The 16,618-nt window shown below is 50.1% G+C and carries 17 protein-coding genes and 1 tRNA gene; 11 read left to right on the top strand and 7 right to left on the bottom strand.

Annotated elements, in window-relative coordinates; translation table 11 throughout:
* Positions 1 to 166: 166 nt before the first annotated feature.
* Positions 167 to 397, top strand: a complete 231-nt coding sequence (locus BDT_RS09235) for a FeoA family protein (protein WP_041577526.1) — start codon at positions 167 to 169, stop codon at positions 395 to 397.
* Entirely contained in the window at positions 373 to 2,289 is a 1,917-nt protein-coding gene (gene feoB / locus BDT_RS09240) for a ferrous iron transporter B (protein WP_051026292.1), read from the top strand. Before BDT_RS09235 ends, feoB begins: the two co-directional genes overlap by 25 nt.
* A gap of 6 nt (positions 2,290 to 2,295) precedes the next feature.
* On the opposite strand, the gene BDT_RS09245 is transcribed toward feoB, so the two are convergent.
* From BDT_RS09245 to BDT_RS09265, 5 genes are read right to left on the bottom strand one after another with little or no spacing between them, the layout of a single operon-like run.
* Positions 2,296 to 3,462 carry a glycosyltransferase family 4 protein gene (locus BDT_RS09245; protein WP_015090973.1) on the bottom strand — a complete coding sequence of 389 codons (1,167 nt, stop codon included), beginning with the start codon at positions 3,460 to 3,462 and terminating at the stop codon, positions 2,296 to 2,298.
* Positions 3,450 to 4,436 (bottom strand): dTDP-glucose 4,6-dehydratase, encoded by a 987-nt coding sequence (gene rfbB / locus BDT_RS09250; RefSeq protein ID WP_015090974.1) that lies wholly within the window; start codon positions 4,434 to 4,436, stop codon positions 3,450 to 3,452. Before rfbB ends, BDT_RS09245 begins: the two co-directional genes overlap by 13 nt.
* A 3-nt stretch (positions 4,437 to 4,439) precedes the next feature.
* The gene (gene rfbA, locus BDT_RS09255; protein ID WP_015090975.1) at positions 4,440 to 5,327 is read right to left on the bottom strand and encodes a glucose-1-phosphate thymidylyltransferase RfbA; all 888 of its coding nucleotides are present in this window, start codon (positions 5,325 to 5,327) and stop codon (positions 4,440 to 4,442) included.
* Complete coding sequence (gene rffA / locus BDT_RS09260; RefSeq protein WP_015090976.1) at positions 5,328 to 6,464, bottom strand: dTDP-4-amino-4,6-dideoxygalactose transaminase; 1,137 nt, start codon at positions 6,462 to 6,464, stop codon at positions 5,328 to 5,330.
* Positions 6,465 to 6,505: 41 nt separating this feature from the next.
* Positions 6,506 to 8,158 (bottom strand): methyl-accepting chemotaxis protein, encoded by a 1,653-nt coding sequence (locus BDT_RS09265; RefSeq protein ID WP_041577528.1) that lies wholly within the window; start codon positions 8,156 to 8,158, stop codon positions 6,506 to 6,508.
* 191 nt (positions 8,159 to 8,349) lie between these two features.
* Between BDT_RS09265 and BDT_RS09270 the strand changes: the two genes are divergently transcribed.
* The 6 genes from BDT_RS09270 to BDT_RS09295 all read left to right on the top strand — a co-directional run bounded on the left by BDT_RS09270 (position 8,350) and on the right by BDT_RS09295 (position 13,749).
* Complete coding sequence (locus BDT_RS09270) at positions 8,350 to 9,246, top strand: hypothetical protein (protein ID WP_080602372.1); 897 nt, start codon at positions 8,350 to 8,352, stop codon at positions 9,244 to 9,246.
* A 112-nt stretch (positions 9,247 to 9,358) separates the two neighbouring features.
* The gene (locus BDT_RS09275) at positions 9,359 to 10,093 is read left to right on the top strand and encodes an efflux RND transporter periplasmic adaptor subunit (RefSeq protein ID WP_015090979.1); all 735 of its coding nucleotides are present in this window, start codon (positions 9,359 to 9,361) and stop codon (positions 10,091 to 10,093) included.
* Positions 10,093 to 10,836, top strand: a complete 744-nt coding sequence (locus tag BDT_RS09280) for an ABC transporter ATP-binding protein (protein WP_041577530.1) — start codon at positions 10,093 to 10,095, stop codon at positions 10,834 to 10,836. The genes BDT_RS09275 and BDT_RS09280 overlap by 1 nt, the downstream gene beginning before the upstream one ends.
* A complete protein-coding gene (locus BDT_RS09285) occupies positions 10,833 to 11,573 on the top strand; it encodes an ABC transporter ATP-binding protein (RefSeq protein WP_015090981.1) in 741 nt (246 codons plus the stop codon). Before BDT_RS09280 ends, BDT_RS09285 begins: the two co-directional genes overlap by 4 nt.
* Positions 11,570 to 12,676: an ABC transporter permease gene (locus BDT_RS09290; protein WP_015090982.1), complete on the top strand. Its 1,107-nt coding sequence runs from the start codon at positions 11,570 to 11,572 to the stop codon at positions 12,674 to 12,676. The genes BDT_RS09285 and BDT_RS09290 overlap by 4 nt, the downstream gene beginning before the upstream one ends.
* A complete protein-coding gene (locus BDT_RS09295) occupies positions 12,673 to 13,749 on the top strand; it encodes an ABC transporter permease (protein ID WP_015090983.1) in 1,077 nt (358 codons plus the stop codon). Before BDT_RS09290 ends, BDT_RS09295 begins: the two co-directional genes overlap by 4 nt.
* On the opposite strand, the gene BDT_RS09300 is transcribed toward BDT_RS09295, so the two are convergent.
* A complete protein-coding gene (locus BDT_RS09300; protein WP_051026293.1) occupies positions 13,730 to 14,230 on the bottom strand; it encodes a hypothetical protein in 501 nt (166 codons plus the stop codon). The two genes, BDT_RS09295 and BDT_RS09300, sit on opposite strands and share 20 nt — an antisense overlap.
* Positions 14,231 to 14,535: 305 nt before the next feature.
* On the opposite strand from BDT_RS09300, the gene BDT_RS09305 reads away from it, so the two are divergent.
* The 3 genes from BDT_RS09305 (at position 14,536) to BDT_RS09315 (ending at position 15,619) form a co-directional block, all read left to right on the top strand.
* Positions 14,536 to 14,611, top strand: a tRNA-Gly gene (locus BDT_RS09305).
* 128 nt (positions 14,612 to 14,739) lie between these two features.
* Entirely contained in the window at positions 14,740 to 15,048 is a 309-nt protein-coding gene (locus tag BDT_RS09310) for a hypothetical protein (RefSeq protein WP_041577532.1), read from the top strand.
* A gap of 94 nt (positions 15,049 to 15,142) precedes the next feature.
* Positions 15,143 to 15,619: a VOC family protein gene (locus BDT_RS09315; RefSeq protein WP_041577534.1), complete on the top strand. Its 477-nt coding sequence runs from the start codon at positions 15,143 to 15,145 to the stop codon at positions 15,617 to 15,619.
* 61 nt (positions 15,620 to 15,680) lie between these two features.
* Here BDT_RS09315 and BDT_RS09320 read toward each other — a convergent pair whose 3' ends face one another.
* The gene (locus BDT_RS09320) at positions 15,681 to 16,484 is read right to left on the bottom strand and encodes a TIGR02147 family protein (RefSeq protein WP_015090987.1); all 804 of its coding nucleotides are present in this window, start codon (positions 16,482 to 16,484) and stop codon (positions 15,681 to 15,683) included.
* Positions 16,485 to 16,618 lie beyond the last annotated feature (134 nt).

Raw genomic sequence — 16,618 nt, forward strand, 5'->3', positions numbered from 1 at the left:
GCTGGTTTTGAACTTAACCAAAGGTCCTAAAAACCAGACTTAAGGCGGAATAAAGTGAGGCTATTTTGGACTTATTTTCAATTGGCTTTCAATGATAAAGGGGGTGGTCAAAGGACTTCCCTTTAGTTCCTAGACCCCGTAACTAAGCATATCGTCAGGGGAAAACATGAATTTACACGACATGACAATCAAGTCAGGCCAGTCCGTCGAAATCACCGGTTTTGCTGGTGAGGACATTTTGCGTGAACGTCTGCACGAAATGGGTTTAAGAGTCGGCTCTATCATCACTATTTTGGGGAAAGCTCCGTTTGGAGGTCCCTTGCTGATTCGTTTCAACACCAGTTTCCTGGCTTTGAGAAAAGAGGAGGCGGCATGCGCTCTGGTGACGCTGAAGTAACTTTGGCTAATAAATGTGTGGCTCTGGTTGGGGCTCCAAATTCTGGTAAAACAACTCTTTATAACTGGCTGACGGGTTCTCGTTTTAAAACCGTGAACTATCCGGGCGCCACGGTCGAGTTTTCCTTGGGGCATCTGGCTTCTCACTTGGGTGAAGGTCTGCAGGCCATGGACACTCCGGGCACTTACAGTCTGCACCCGAAGAGTGCTGACGAATGGGTGACTCTTCGTTCTATCTATGAAAATCCGAAGGTCGATAAAATCGACGGCATCATCGTGGTGGTGGACGGCACTCAGCTGTCCCGTCACTTGCAACTTGTGATGCAGATGAAGGAAACCGGATTCCCGATGATGGTGGTTGTGACCATGTCGGATCTTTTGCGTCGTGAAGGTGTCGAGCTGGATTTGACTTATCTTGAAAAAACCTTCGGCTGTCCGGTATTGACCTTTGATGGTTTGCTGGCTGGCGGATTGCTTGAGATCGTGTCGGCAGCCGGGAAGCTGGGGTCTTCCCAGAAACCATCCCGTCCTGTGCCATGGGGCTTTGCTCAGCAGGAAGAAAAACTGAAAGAGTGCGAGCGCATTGCGCAGGAAGCTCTTCAGCATAAAACTGATCATGCGCAGGAACGTTTGAATCGTATCGTGGCCTCGACGGAAAAGATCGATCGCGTGTTGTTGCATCCGTGGTTTGGTATTTTGTTCTTTATTCTGATCATGGGCGGATTGTTTGCCAGTGTGTTCTGGCTGGCAACACCTTTCATGGACTTGATCGACGGCTGGTTCACGGGCTTTGCAGAAACAGTGGCAGCCTGGGGGCCGGGCACTTTGTGGGCGGATTTCCTGGCTAACGGTGTGGTCACAAGCTTTGCGGCGTTCATGGTCTTTGTTCCGCAGATCTTTATTTTGTTTGTGGCTATCGGATTGCTTGAAAGCACTGGCTATCTTGCCCGTGCGGCGACGTTGATTGATCGTCCGTTCTCGGCTTTGGGTATGAGCGGTCGTTCGTTTGTTCCGTTGCTGTCAGGCTTTGCCTGTGCGGTGCCGGCGATCATCGCCACTCGCAATATCCCGTCCACCAAGGATCGTCTGATCACGGCCTTTGTGGTGCCTTTGATGAGCTGCTCGGCACGTTTGCCGGTCTATGCTCTGTGTATTGCGTTCTTGTTCCATGGTGAATCGGCACTTTATGCCGGTCTTGCGATGGCGGCGCTTTATCTGGGTTCTATCGTGGTTGGGGCATTTGCTGCAGGTATCATCAGCAAATTCATTCCGCGCACGGAGCCGTCCTTCTTTATGATGGAGCTTCCGATTTATCGCCGTCCTAAGCTGCGCGTGATTTTACGTCAGGCGTGGACTCGTACTTTATCTTACGTGAAACGTGCCGGTCCGATCATCTTCACTTTCGCGGTGATCATCTGGGTGGGAACGACCTTCCCGAATTATCAGACCGAAGACGCGCATCAGAAGCTGGAAGAAAGCTATGTGGGTCGCGCGGGTAAGTTCATTGAGCCCGTTGTGCAACCGATGGGTGTGGACTGGCGTGTGGGTGTGGGCTTGATTTCAGCCTTTGCCGCACGTGAGGTGTTTGTGTCCTCTATGGCGGTGACCTTCAATATCACGGACACTGATGAGGATTCCCAGCAGCAGGCGTTGTTGACTCAGATGAGCACAGCCACGAACTCGGCCGGTGAAAAGATCTTCACGGTCAGCTCGGTTATTGGTCTTATGATCTTCTTCCTGATTGCCCTTCAATGCATGTCCACCGTGGGTGTCCAGATTCGTGAATCCGGTTCCTGGAAATTTGCGATGATGCAATTGGTGGTCTTTAACGTCGCGGCCTACGTTTTGGTCGTTGTCGTGGTTCAGTCTTTGAGATTCCTGGGCGTACCTTAAGCTTTTTTAAAGCGCGCCCTTCATCAAATCTTTGTACAATTTAAGTGTCTGTTCTTGGGTGCTTTGCCAGCGATGCTGGTTCAGTGTCCAAGCGCGGGCCTTTTGGCCCTGTTCGCGGGCCATATCTGGGTTCCGAATATAGAACCTCAGGGCCTCGGACAAACTCTTGGGGTCTTTCGGCTGAACCAGATAGCCGCGTTCGTTCTTTCCGACCTGTTCGGTCGTTCCGCCAGCGTCAGTGCCAATCACAGGCTTTTCCATCAGCATGGCATCAAGCACACTCAACGAATAGGTTTCGTTGTAAGAGGCCAGAATAAACACGTCCAAAGCATCAATGTACGGGATGTAGTCGCGCTGGAATGGAATGCGATGCAAATGCCCTTTCAGGCGAGGTTCTTGCTGCTTTTGTTCAATCCAGTTTTTTAGCTCCAAGGACTGCGCTTCATAGGTGACTTGACCGTTGCTGTCGCGGCTTTCAATTGTCGGGTCACCCACAATCACCATGTGAATTTTTTGAACTTCGTCGTCCGTCAGGTGATCCAAAGCTTCGACCAGTTCACGCACGCCTTTACCGGCATCCAGGCGGCACAAAGTTCCGAACGCCAATTCGGAAGGTTTCAGGCCCAGCTTTTCACGCAAGGCCAGGCGGGCTTCGGGGTTGGAATTAAACTCTTCAGTTTTTCGTCCATAGCGCATCAGAGTCAGTTTGGATGGATCAATCGGGAAATTCTTGCTGGCTTCGCTCAGTACAAATTCAGACGATGAACACAAGGCATCGACTTTGGAAAACATCCAGCGATGGAATAAATCATTTTTCGCCGGGGCGTTCATGTACAGATTGTAGACGTGCTTGGGGGTGGATGAATTCCAGCGCGCCAGCACGCAAGCCCACATATCCAGACGGGTGTGGGACTGCAGGTGAGTGATCCCGTGTTCGCGCACAATCCTGCGAATCAAACGGGCTTCCTGCAGTTTCGAGATTTTTTTTTCGGGAAAGGTGATGACTTCCACCGGGGTCTTTTTCAGTTCTTCGGCCACACGCGAGTGGGCCGAGCACAGCACGCGCTGATTCAGGCCGGTTTCAGCCAGCTTCTGAATCAGTTCCGTGGTGTATATTTCAAGCCCGCCCCAGCTGAGGGACTGGATGCAGTGAAGAACCTTTATTTCGCCCATAGGGATTTGAAGTGCTCAATGGTCTTGCCAAGGCCTTCTTCTTCAAAACGCACCGTTGGCTGCCAGTTCAGTTCTTTTTGTGCTTTGGAGTAATTGATCGCATAGCGGAAATCATGTCCCTTACGGTCCGTCACAAAGCTTAGCAGGGATTCCGGTTTGCCCAGATGTTTTAGAATCATCTTGGCAACATCCAGGTTCTGGCGTTCCGAGTTTCCACCCAGATTATAGACTTCACCAGCTTTGCCTTTAGTGAAGGCCAGCCACACACCTTCATTGTGATCATCCACATAGATCCAGTCGCGAATATTCATGCCGGTGCCATAGATCGGCAATTTTTCATTGGCCAAAGCGCGTTTGATCATCAGCGGGATGAATTTTTCTTCGACCTGGTAAGGGCCATAGTTGTTGGAACAACGGGTGATCACCACTGGCATTTTATAAGTTTCAAAGAACGCACGGCACATCAGGTCCGCACTGGCTTTGGAGGCGCTGTACGGGCTGTTCGGCGTGATCGGGGTTTCTTCAGTGAAGGCCGGATCTTCCATTTGCAAAGTGCCGTAAACTTCGTCTGTGGAAACTTGCAGGTATTTGAAAGACGGATTCTTTTCAAAAAGATTCAAGCTTTCTTTCAGCAGATTCAAAGTGCCCAGAACATTCGTCTCAACGAAGATGTTCGGATTTTCAATAGAACGGTCCACGTGGGATTCGGCTGCGAAATTCAAAACACCGCTGAAGTTGTATTTTTGGAACAGGTCATGAACCAGCTTCGTGTCGCGGATATCGCCTTTAACAAAAGTCAGGTGTTTGTGTGCATCCAGTTCGGCTTGAATATTTTCCAGACGGCCGGCATAAGTCAAAGCATCCAGGATGACAAAGTCATACTGAGCCTTGATGCTGTCTCGGCAGGTGATGGTCTTGATAAAGTTGGATCCGATAAAGCCGGCACAACCGGTCAGTAGAACTGTCTGTTTCATAAACTAGATTTCCTCAGAGATGATTTTTTCAAGGTAGCTGCGGTAAGAACATTTCGGCAAATCAGCCGTGATCTTCTGCAGTTGTTCCAGAGTGATGAATTTCATACGGTAAGCGCATTCTTCCAGGCAGGCCACTTTCATGCCCTGGCGTTCTTCGATGGCGCCGATAAAAGACGCTGCATCCAGCAGTGAACGCGGAGTGCCCGTGTCCAGCCACGCCAGACCACGATACATCATTTCCACACCCAGAGTGTCTTCGTTGTGATAACTCAGGATCAGGTCCACGATTTCGGTTTCACCACGCGGGGAGGGTTTCAGGGATTTCGCACGTTTGGCCACAGTTTTGTCAAACAGGTACAGACCCGGAATGGCGAACTGGGATTTTGGAACTTTTGGTTTTTCTTCGATGGATTTGACTTTTTTGGTGTTCTTGTCGAATTCAACCACGCCGTAAGCAGACGGATCCGCCACATAGTAAGCAAACACACGTCCATTCAGGCCACCGGCTTTTTCTTTTTGGGCCTTGATCGCCTCGCGGAAGAAAGTCAGATCGCCATAGAACAAATTATCACCCAGCATCAGACAGACATCGTCATCACCAATGAAATCTTCACCCAGCACAAAGGCTTCAGGCAGTCCATTTGGCTTTTCCTGAACTACGTAAGAAAGGTTGATGCCGAATTGAGAACCATCACCCAAAAGTTTTTTAAACAGGGGCTGGTCGTCAGGTGATGTGATGATCAGAATGTCTTTGATCCCACCCAGCATTAAAATACTCAGCGGATAATAAATCATCGGCTTGTCATAGATGGACTGAAGCTGCTTGGTCATGACCCGGGTCATTGGGTAAAGGCGAGAACCGGCACCTCCGGCAAGAATAATACCCTTCATTTATTTCCCCTTAAAAAATTTATTAACTTCGTCCAGGACGAACTGCGCATCCGCCGCTGTCATATCCGCCCACAAAGGCAGGCGCAGCAAGCGGGCCGAGTGATCATCAGTGACAGCCATGCTGCCGCTGACTTTTCCATATTTCAAACCCGCAGGCGCGGAATGCAAAGGCACGTAATGGAACGTGGACTGGATTCCGGCATCTTTCAGGTAGGACCAGAGCTCAATGCGGGTCTGCATGGTCGGCAGCAGGAAATAGAAAATATGCGCGTTGGCTTTGGCATCTGCCGGAACAGTCATGCGCTGAACTTTGCCAGCGGCTTCAAGGTCTGCCATGCCGTCATAGTACTGTTTCCAGATGGCCATACGGCGAGCGGTGATTTTTTCACCCTCTTCCAGTTGGGACATCAGGAACGCAGCGGATAGCTCAGAAAGCAGATAGGAAGATCCCTTGTCCTGCCAGGTGTATTTGTCCACTTGGCCATTCAGGAACTGCTGACGGTTGGTCCCTTTATCGCGCACGATTTCAGCGCGAGCCACCAGGCGGGGGTCATTGATGGTCAGTGCACCACCTTCGCCGCAGACGATGTTCTTGGTTTCATGGAAACTGAAGGCCGCCATGTGGCCCCAGGCTCCCAGTGCTTTGCCTTTATAGGAAGCAAAGATACCCTGAGCGGCGTCTTCCACCACCCAGATGTTGTTCTTGTTCGCAAGCTCCATGATTTTGTCCATTTCGCAGCCCACGCCCGCATAGTGCACTGGCATGATCACACGCGTGCGTGCGGTGATGGCTTTGGCAATGGCATCAACATCGATGTTCATGGTCTTGGGATCCACATCCACGAAAACCGGGATGGCACCATAAAGGGCCACGACGTTGGCGGTGGAGGTGAAGGTGAAAGATGGCAGAATAACTTCATCACCCGGGCCGATGTCAGCCAAAACCATGGCCATTTCAAGGGCGGAAGTACAAGACGGGGTGATGACGGTCATCAGGGTGGGAAGATTCTTGTTGAACCATTCCGTGCATTTTTTGTTGAACTGACCTTCTCCGCTGAGTTTTTTATTGGAGATGGCTTGAGAAATGTACTTCTCTTCGTTCGAGCTTTTAGGCGGTAAATTGAATGGAATTTTCATGCTCCCCCATAGTAGCGCAAGGGGTATGGGGGAGCAAAGAATTAAAAGCCGTCGGTTGTGCCGACTTTGCCACGTGGTTCGTCGTCATCAAAGGGGATGACCGAGTTGCTCTGTGACTTTTTCTCCACGCGTGGGGTCGGACTGGCTGGGCGGGTTGTTTTCTTCGCAAATGGAATGACTTTTTTGTCAGCAGACGGGCGAACGGGTACAGCCGCAGCTGGTGCTGGTTCGTGTTGTCCAGACCCTTGGATGACCTCGTTCAGACTGACAACCATGCTTTGCATCTGCTGGGCCTGGGCGCTGATTTCTTCGGAGGAAGCCGCAATTTCTTCAGAAGATGCCGCATTCGCCTGAGAACCCTGATCCAATTGGTTCATGGCTTTGCTGATTTGCTGGATACCGGTGGTTTGCTCAGAGCTTGCCGCTGCAATTTCGTTGTTCAGATCTGCGACCTTTTTCACGGAGGTCACGATGGTCTGCAGAACTTCGCCAGAACGGTCGGCGATTTGTGAGCCACGGTCTACTTTTTCAACGCTGTCTTTGATCAAAACATTGATGTCTTTTGCTGCAACTGCGGAGCGTTGCGCCAGCGCGCGCACGGCCTCTGCCACGACCGCAAAGCCTTTGCCTTGTTCGCCGGCACGAGCGGCCTCGACTGCCGCATTCAGAGCCAGAAGGTTGGTCTGGAAGGCGATATCGTCAATAACGCTGATGATTTCCTCAATCTTTTTAGAAGAATGGGAAATATCGTTCATGGAAGAAATCAGCAAAGTGATTTCGTTCTGACCCTGTTCCGCAGAATCTTTGGATGACTGAGACAGGGAGGCTGCTTGTTTCGCGTTGTCCGAATTCATCTTTACCATGGAAGACATTTCTTCCAGTGACGCGACAGTTTCTTCCAGAGAAGCGGCAGCTTCGGTAGAGGACTGTGAAAGCGTCTGACCTGCGGCGGTCAGCTGAGTGATCGCGCCGGAGACCTGAGTGCCAGCCTCGGAAAGACCGGTGGCAATAGAGCTCACGGTGTTGGAAACACGATAAGCGATCCACATTAAAATACCGAACACCAGGGTCGCGCACAGGGCTGAGATCAGCATTAGTAGTTGCGTCTGAAATTTACGTTCGTCTTGTTGTACCTTGTCATTGGCAGCAGAAATTTCACGGTAAAGCTTCATGTTGGCGGCGATAGCATCCTGATAAGCGATGGCCATCACATGCCATTCACCACCGTTCATTGCGGTGTGAACTTGTTTGTTGGCGACAGCATTATTTTGATCAAGCAGATAGATCATCTGTTCTGTTAACTTATAGAAGGAGTCCTGGATGGATTTTGGTTTTGCCCAGTTTTTGGCTTCGTCTTCAGTGAACTTGGTGCTGGCGTAAACCTCTTCGAACTTTTTGAATTCGTCAAAGGCACTGCGGGCGCGCTTGATAAAGCCTTCGCGGGATTTTTGGTCTTCATCGTTGGCCAGGGCGGCCCAGATGAAATAGCCAATACGAGCCCGCTGCATGCCCAGCTGACCCAGAGCGTCCATGTTCGGAACGACCTCGGTGTAAGCGCCTGTCAGCATGGATCCAAGACTGTCCATAGAACGCCAAGAAATGGTAGTGAGGACAGCGAATGCGATCACTGGCAAGATTGCAGAAAACAACAAACGCCCGCGCAAACCGCGGAACCAAGACGAGGACGAACTCATGGATGACTCCTTAAATATGGAAAAACTTTGATATGTTTCTGTTCGTCAAATGGATTGCAGTTCTTTAATCAAAAGAACTTGTTGTAATACTCGACTAAGGTGCAGTGCTTCATAACTTATTTAAATGTTTGAGTTTGTCCGCATCATGTTGATACGCTTTTTGAACGTCTAGACTCAAGGAGGGGAAAGTCATGACAAAATCGACACTACGTCGTGCGTTGGCCGTTGTTGCATTGGTTGCAACTGTAGGCTTTACACACCAAACAGCTACATCTGAATCTGTGACACTGTGCTCCGGATTCGTTCCTGAGAACAATTTGTACATCCCAGCTGGTGTTTTCACCGTGGGTGGTATCACTGAACAACAATTCAACATGGTTTTGGACCGTCTTGAAAGATTGTTCGCTAAAGACGTTGAAGCGATGGGGGATCGCTTGAAAATCAACCGTCTTTGGAATGATGGTACTGTAAATGCTTCCGCACAAAGATCCGGTAACACACAAGTGTTGAACATGTACGGTGGTTTGGCTCGTCACGCGGCGACGAACATCGAAGGTTTCGCATTGGTTGCGTGCCACGAGTTCGGTCACCACAACGGTGGCGCTCCAAAAATGCAAAGCTGGTTCGGTGGCGCTTGGGCGACCAACGAAGGTGGCTCTGATTACTACGCTTCTTTGAAATGTCTTCGCCGTTTCTTTGCTGAAGACGACAACGCAGCTATCCTGAAAGATCTTGATTTGGATCCAAATGCTGAAGCAGCTTGTACTGCTCAGTTCCCGGACGAACAAGATCGTCTGATCTGCCTAAGAACTTCTTTGGCTGGTCAATCTGTAGCAAACCTGTTCCAGGCTTTGCGTAAAGAAACTTCCGCTCCAACATTCGGTACTCCGGATAAGAACGTGGTTTCCCGCACTGACGACAGACACCCAGCGACTCAGTGCCGTTTGGACACTTATTTCGCAGGTATGTTGTGTGTGGCTAAAGAAAGCGAAAAACTAAGCAATTCCGACTACAAGTCTGGTTCTTGCTACGCACCTCGCGACACAGCGGGTGTTCGTCCTCGTTGCTGGTTTGCTCCAACCAACTAGGAATTACGAGATTTTCGTAAATGAAAAGCCGGGTGACCCCCGGCTTTTTTTATTTCCGCAATCCACCCGGGTCGGCATTGACCCGGATCGCGAGGCTGTCTAGGCTTTTTCTATGTCTAAGAAAAAGCTGATTCCTCTTGTAGCAGTTCTTCTTATTTTGCTTCTGGCATATCTGGCCAAGACCTTCCTGTTTCGATCTGAATTTTCCTATGCAGGCACTGTCGAAGTGACCAAGGTGGATATCCCTGCCAGGGTGTCTTCGGTCATTTCTGAATTTCCGGTCAAAGAAGGACAGATCGTTGAAAAAGGTCAGTCCCTGGTCAAACTTGACTGCGAAGAGATCCGCTTGGGTTATGATCTGGCAAACAAGAACTATGACCGTGCGGTGAAGCTTTATCGCGGCGGCAGTATCGCTCAGGAAAGTTACGATCAGATCAAAAACCGCAAGGATGAAATTGAAACCCGCTTTAAGTGGTGCGAGGTTTCAGCTCCGATCAAAGGCACGGTGCTGACCACCTACTTCGAACCCGGGGAAATGGTTTTGCCCGGGGCGAAGCTTTTGACCCTGGGGGATCTTTCCGAGGTTTATGCCTATTTCTATCTGCCCCATGATCAGATATCGCCCCTGAAGATGGATCAGAAAGTTTCAGCTCGTCTGCCTGAAATGGACGATAAAAATTTTTCGGGTGTGATTGCCTATATCAATCCGGAAGCCGAGTTCACGCCTAAAAATGTACAGACCCGGGATGAACGAACAAGACTGGTTTACGCTGTGAAGATCCGCTTTGAAAACCCCGAGGGCATTCTGAAGCCAGGAATGACTCTGGAATGGGTGGCGGAGGACTGATGCCAGGAACAGTCGCCATCGCCGTCGAAAGCTTAACTAAAAAAATGCGTACGACGGAGGCCCTCAAAGGTCTGACGATGAGCTTTTCCCCGGGGGTCATCCACGGGGTGATTGGGCCCGAGGGTGCCGGTAAAACCACCTTCCTGCGCCATTTGATGGGGCTTTTAAAGGCTGACAGCGGCAAGATCGTGTTTTTGCGCGAAGGTCAGCCGGTTCTTTTTTCGGATTTGCGTGAAAATATCGCCTATATGCCTCAGACCCAAAGTCTTTACCCGGAGCTGAGCATTCATGAACACCTTGAATTCTTTCGCACCCTTTTTCAGGTTCCGGATCAGCTGTATCACTCGCGCCGGGAAAAACTTCTGCGCATGGCAAGACTTGAAGAATTCACAGACCGTCTGGCTTCGCAATTGTCCGGAGGAATGTATAAAAAGCTGGGTTTGATCTGTTCATTGCTGTCTTCGCCCAAGGTGCTGCTGCTGGACGAACCCACCAACGGGGTGGATCCCTTGAGTCGCCGGGATTTCTGGGAACTTCTGCATGAACTGATTCAGGAAGAAGACATTCTGATTCTGGTTACGACCTCGTACATGGATGAAGCCTTGAAGTGCGATGAAGTGCATCTGCTTTTTGATGGAAAGTCTTTATTGGAAGGAACTCCCGATCAGATTTTAAAAGATCGTCAATGCAGCACCTTTGATGAGGTGTTCTTGCAGTACGACGCCATCGAGGAAGCGCCATGAATTCAGTCGAGGTGCAGAATTTGTCCGTTAAATTCGGGGACTATTACGCCGTGAAGGACATAAGCTTTTCGGTTCAGAAGGGCGAGATCTTTGGTTTTCTGGGGGCCAACGGCGCGGGGAAGACGACGACGATTCGTGTGCTTTGCGGACTGTTACTGCCATCGCATGGCGAAACCCGGGTTTGTGGTCTGGATGTGCAACAGCAGGCCTTTGAAGTGAAAAAGAAGGTCGGGTACATGTCCCAGAAGTTCACCCTGTATGATGATATGACCGTGGCGGAAAATCTGGCCTTCACTGCGGCCTTACGAAAACTTCCTGATCAGCAGCTTAAAAGCCAAAAAGAACGATTGCTTGATTTCATTCGCTTTAAAGCCTCGGAAAAAACTTTGGTGAAAGATCTGCCGGGCGGGATCAAGCAACAAGTCAGTCTGGTGTCGTCACTATTGCATGATCCCGAGATTGTGTTTTTAGATGAACCCACGGCGGGTGTCAGTCCGGCCTATCGGCAGCGATTCTGGGCGCTGATTCGTGAACTGGCCAAAGAAGGCAAAACCGTTTTTGTCACGACTCACTATATGGATGAAGCCGAACACTGTGGCCGGATTGCTTTGATGAGATCCGGGGAGCTGATAGCCCTGGATTCACCTGACGGGCTGAAGTCTGCGAACTTCCCTGATCGCAAGTCCGCTGAAGTCAGTTTGGAAGAGGTCTTTATTGCGGAAGTGGAGGGACGATGAAAATTCGTTCCATCTGGGCCATTGCGCAGAAAGAAGTTTTTCATATTGTACGGGACCCCTTCACGCTGGCGCTGGCTTTGGGGATGCCGGTTATTATGGTGCTCTTTTTTGGGTTTGCCATTGAATTCAATATGGAACGCATTTCATTGGCGATTCACGATGCCAGTAAAACCCCAAACTCGCGTCTGTTGGAACAAGCGTTTACCAGTTCTGATTACTTTCAGTCCCGCTATGTGCACAGTCCGGCCGAGGCCCTGCAATATTTGGATGAAGGCCGGGCGCATGCCGCTCTTTTGGTGCCGCCGGCATACGCGCGGGATCTGAAGCCCCTGCAGGAAAGTGCGGTGCAGATTCTGATCGACGGGGCGGATAATTCTTCAGCCGGATCAATTCTTGGGTACCTGGGCGGGGTTCAAAAGCGGGTGTTGCAAAATGAATTTGGTGAATTTCGCGAGCCCATTGAAATCAAAACGCGGTATTTATTTAATCCAGAGCTTAACAGCCGCTGGTTTGTCGTGCCGGGGTTGGCGGCCGCGATCATCGCCATCTTGTCTATTTTACTGACGGCCCTGACCGTGGCACGCGAATGGGAAAATGGTTCGATGGAATTATTATTGGCTACACAGGTGCGTCCCATTGAAATCATTCTGGGAAAGCTTTTGCCTTATTCAGTGATGGGAATTATCGCCGTGTTTTTTGTTTTTCTGATGTCGCAGGTGGTGTTCTCGGTCCCGTTCCGGGGGAATTTCATTTTGTACCTGCTGGCGTGTTTGATCTTTCTTTCGACCTATCTGGCGCAAGGGTTGCTGATTTCAGTGGTCACCCGAAAACAGCAGCTGAGTATGCAGTTTGCGATGCTGTCGGGACTTTTGCCGACGATTCTGCTTTCAGGTTTTATTTTTCCGGTGGAACATATGCCAAAATTCTTTTTCTATTTCACCATGCTTTTGCCCGCGCGGTGGTTTATTGAAATCAGTCGTGCGCTGTTTTTGCAAGGCGCAGGGTTTTTCAGCATTCTGCCGTCATTTTTGGCGCTTTGTGCGCTTTTCACGTTGATGATCACTCTGGCCACCAAAAAATTTAAAAGAGACGTCGAACCATGAAAACACTGCTGGGGTTTATCCGAAAAGAATTTCTTCAGACCCTGCGGGATCCGCGCATGCGTATTTTACTTTTCCTGGCGCCCTGTGTGCAGCTGACCATCTTTGGCGTGGCCTTGTCCACTGAAGCCAAAAACATCCGTCTGGGGATTTTTGCGGCCCCCAACGACAGTGCCTTGCAGGAAATTCACCGCAAAGCTTTAGCCTCGGGCTGGTTCATTCCGGCCAAGACCCGGACGACGGATCCTTATGAACAAATTCAAAAAGGTGAAGCCGACGCCGTCTTGGTGGCGCCAACCGGGGGGCTTGATCGCAGCATGGGTCGGCGCGAGGGCGAAGTGCAGCTTCTGATCAACGCCACCAACGTCACCCGGGCCCAGGGGATCGAGCGCTATATGGGAAGCATTGTACGATCGCTGTACCCGCAGGATCCGCCTTTGCGTTTTGATGTGCGGGTTTTGTACAACCCGGCGATGCGTTCGGCTTTGTTTCTGGTGCCGGGTGTGATGAGCATGCTGGTGTGTCTGATCACAATTTTGCTGACCAGTATGTCGATCACAAAAGAAAAAGAGATGGGCACATTTGAAACTCTGATTGCGGCCCCCGTGTCGCCCGAGGAAGTCATTCTGGGTAAAACCGTGCCGTTTGTTTTGCTGGGGTTAAGCAATATTCCTTTGATTGTCGGCGTGGCCATGGCGTTGTTTGATATGCCTTTGCGGGGAAGTTTATGGATGCTGCTGCTGGCGGCGGTGGCCTTTGTGTTTTGCACGGTGGGGATCGGATTATTTATTTCTACGATCGCCAAGAACCAGCAGCAGTCGATGATGGGTGGTTTCTTATATCTGTTCCCGTCGGTGCTTTTGTCCGGAATGGTCTTTCCGGTGGAAAACATGCCGTGGGTGATGCGGATTTTTTCTTACATCAATCCGCTGACATATTTCATTGAGCTTCTGCGAAACATAATGCTTAAGGGTGGGGATCTGCGCCTGATAACGACGAATGTTCTTATTTTGGTGGTGATGGCGGTGATTGCCATCACCGCCAGCTGGCGTCGCTTTAAAACGACTCTGTCGTAGGCCCTGGTGCTGTATCGGGTGCTGGGCGGGACATGGTTGTCAGGCGCTCTAAATCCATTTCAATCACATCCAGAGTGCCATAGTTGTCAGCGCGTAAGTGGATGGACAGGTGATACAGGTCATCTGTGGTGCGCTTCATGATCATGACTTCACCTTGGCCTTGAGAGACGCGTTCATAGGCTGCATACACGTCGCCCTTTTCGCAGTAACGGCTTTGCGGGTGGTGACGGGTCGAAACAGGCAGACCGAAAGAGCGGACATGTTCCTGTTCGCCTTCCCAGCGCGAGAAATAAATCGCGGTGGCATCGCTCATCGGATGCACGCTCACCTGGGAATACTCGCACAGGGATTCGTGGGGCTTGGCGCCCAGGTTTTCACAGGAAAGCATGCGATAGGTGCCTTCCATGTTGGAAAAAAGCGCCGCGTTTGCCGACGGGACGGCAGACAGAAGGGTCAAAGTGCAGAGCCAAAGCTTCAACATGGGGTCTCCTAAAATGTGTTTAGGGACCTTTTATGCGATTAAATGCGAGAGTCATCTTTTAAGCAGGTAACCTAGATGACGTTTTCGACAGGTCTATTCAGGATTACTCAGAACTGGTGGCGGCGGTGGAGACTTTTGTTTTTGATGTTGCCCCCAAATATAGCCTGTAAAATAGGCAACGCAGCCTATGAGAGCAAAAACCATCCATTTTTTGATGCGACCAACCAACAAAGTTTTCATTTTTTTGATTTTTACCCGTTGACAATAGGGTCAGGCAACAGTAATTTTGTGTCTCTCGAAACGATGCGGGAGTAGCTCAGTTGATAGAGCGATGCCTTGCCAAGGCATAGGTCGCGGGTTTGAGCCCCGTCTCCCGCTCCAATTTTTCTTTAAATTGGAGTGACCGCATCCGAGATATTCTAAAAAATTTAAAACCCCTGAAGGAAACTTCAGGGGTTTTTTTATTCCCAAAATCCCGTATTCTTACAAACAACAAAGGAGCCTCTGTCGTGGGACTTTTTTCAGTGATCTATGCGGTGATATTCAGTGTTGCGGTTGTGATTTATATCGCCTCCACGATTCAATACCAGCGCCTTATGCGCAATATGGAAAAGATCGCTCAAAGATCCGGCCTGCGGGTGGATGATTCCCTGCAGGGCGTGAAAAGAGCTCACGAAATCCATGCTCGCGTCGGAACGGCCGACTCTAAACAGGTGCTGGATAGAATTGAAGCCATCATTCCGGCCTTCATGATGCGTTTTCGTGTGGTTGTAGGTCTTGGGGTGGTCGGTTTGGTTCTGGTTCTGTTTGAAATGTAAAATCCCCGGCTGCCAAAGAAAAGTTGCCTCCAGGTGAAGTGTCAGACACCCTGATAAAGATTCTGTTTCAATAATCTGATGAAGGAGAGTTCCAATGACTGAGTTAGTGACTTGTGTTTGGTTCGATCACGGCGAAGCCAGTAAGGCTGCCGCATTTTATGCAAAGACTTTTCCCGGCAGTGAAGTGGGGCGTGTGAACACAGCTCCGGGTGATTTTCCTGGTGGCAAGAAAGGGACCGAGTTGACGGTGGAGTTCACCGTGATGGGGCGCAAATTTGTGGGCCTGAATGGCGGTCCGATCTTTAAGCCCAATGAATCGGTCAGTTTCATGGTTATCACCGAAAATCAGGCTGAAACCGACCGCCTTTGGAATGCCATTATCGAAAACGGTGGCGCGGCCAGCGACTGCGGATGGTGCAAGGATCGCTGGGGGTTCTCGTGGCAGATCACGCCTAGAATTTTGCTGGATCTGACGACCAGTAAAGATGCAGACAAAGCCAAGAAGGCTTTTGAATCCATGATGACGATGCAAAAGATTGATATCGCCAAACTGGAAGCCGCAGTTAAATAATAAATTTTAAGTCGGAATGATTTGAAAAAGAAAAAGGCGCAGTCTCCTGCGCCTTTTTTATTTAGTGCGGTTGTACGTCCGTCATTTCAAAGAAGCTGGTGGACAGGGCGAACAAAGAGTCTTTGTTTTCGCTGTTTTGCAGATCGGCCATCACTTCCAGACGGAACTGGCGAATCTTGGCAGCGATCTCTTTGGCTTTCTCGCGGCTGGTGGGAACCATGGTGCAACCCATGTCCCAGCGACGTTTGTTTTCGCCACTCATCGCTTCTGTCGCCTTGGTCTGCATCTGCAGGAAATAGTTGCGGGCTGCCACGGAAGAACCGCCATAGCTTGAAGAGTACTTCGCATCACTGGAAACCCATTTGCCATCAGCAGTTTTTTCAACCAGCTTCATGGCTTCCAGGCGCTCCAGGGCTTTTTCAGTCACATCCGTCAGAAGGCCCAATCGGCGGGAGATGTTTTCAGCAGTAGGCTCGAAGTCTTTCAATTGCAGAATCTGAGTGATGGCTGTGTAGTACCAGTCAGAGATAACCGCGAATTGGTCTTCACCGATTTTTTCAAACGCTTCTTCACGGGCATTCACACGTTGCAAAGCCATTTCACGAAGAACGGCGCTGCGGGCGTGTTCAGACAAAGCCAGATCCACGAAGAATTCACGCTCGGACGGGGAAAGGTTTAGTTTTGTTGCCAGATTCACCGCACGGCTTTCAGACAAGCCGACTTTGCCGTTTAGAATCTCAGACAGACGAGAGCAAGGAACTTCCAGGTCACGGGAAAACGCGCGAAGAGAATAGGAAGGATTTTTGCGCTGGCGACGCTCAAGTTCTTTCAGGATAAAGTCTCTGTAATGATGCTTTTTGGTCATAAGAGCTCCTCTTTTGTGACGCCCTTTATATATCTGAATTTCGCTGTGTCATCTAGAGGAGTGACTCTAATCCTGCAATTTGTTCCAAAAGTTTCCACGAGATTCCGATTTTGGAACCTGTCGTGAATCTAGAC

Source organism: Bdellovibrio bacteriovorus str. Tiberius, from assembly GCF_000317895.1.
GTDB lineage: Bacteria > Bdellovibrionota > Bdellovibrionia > Bdellovibrionales > Bdellovibrionaceae > Bdellovibrio > Bdellovibrio bacteriovorus_F.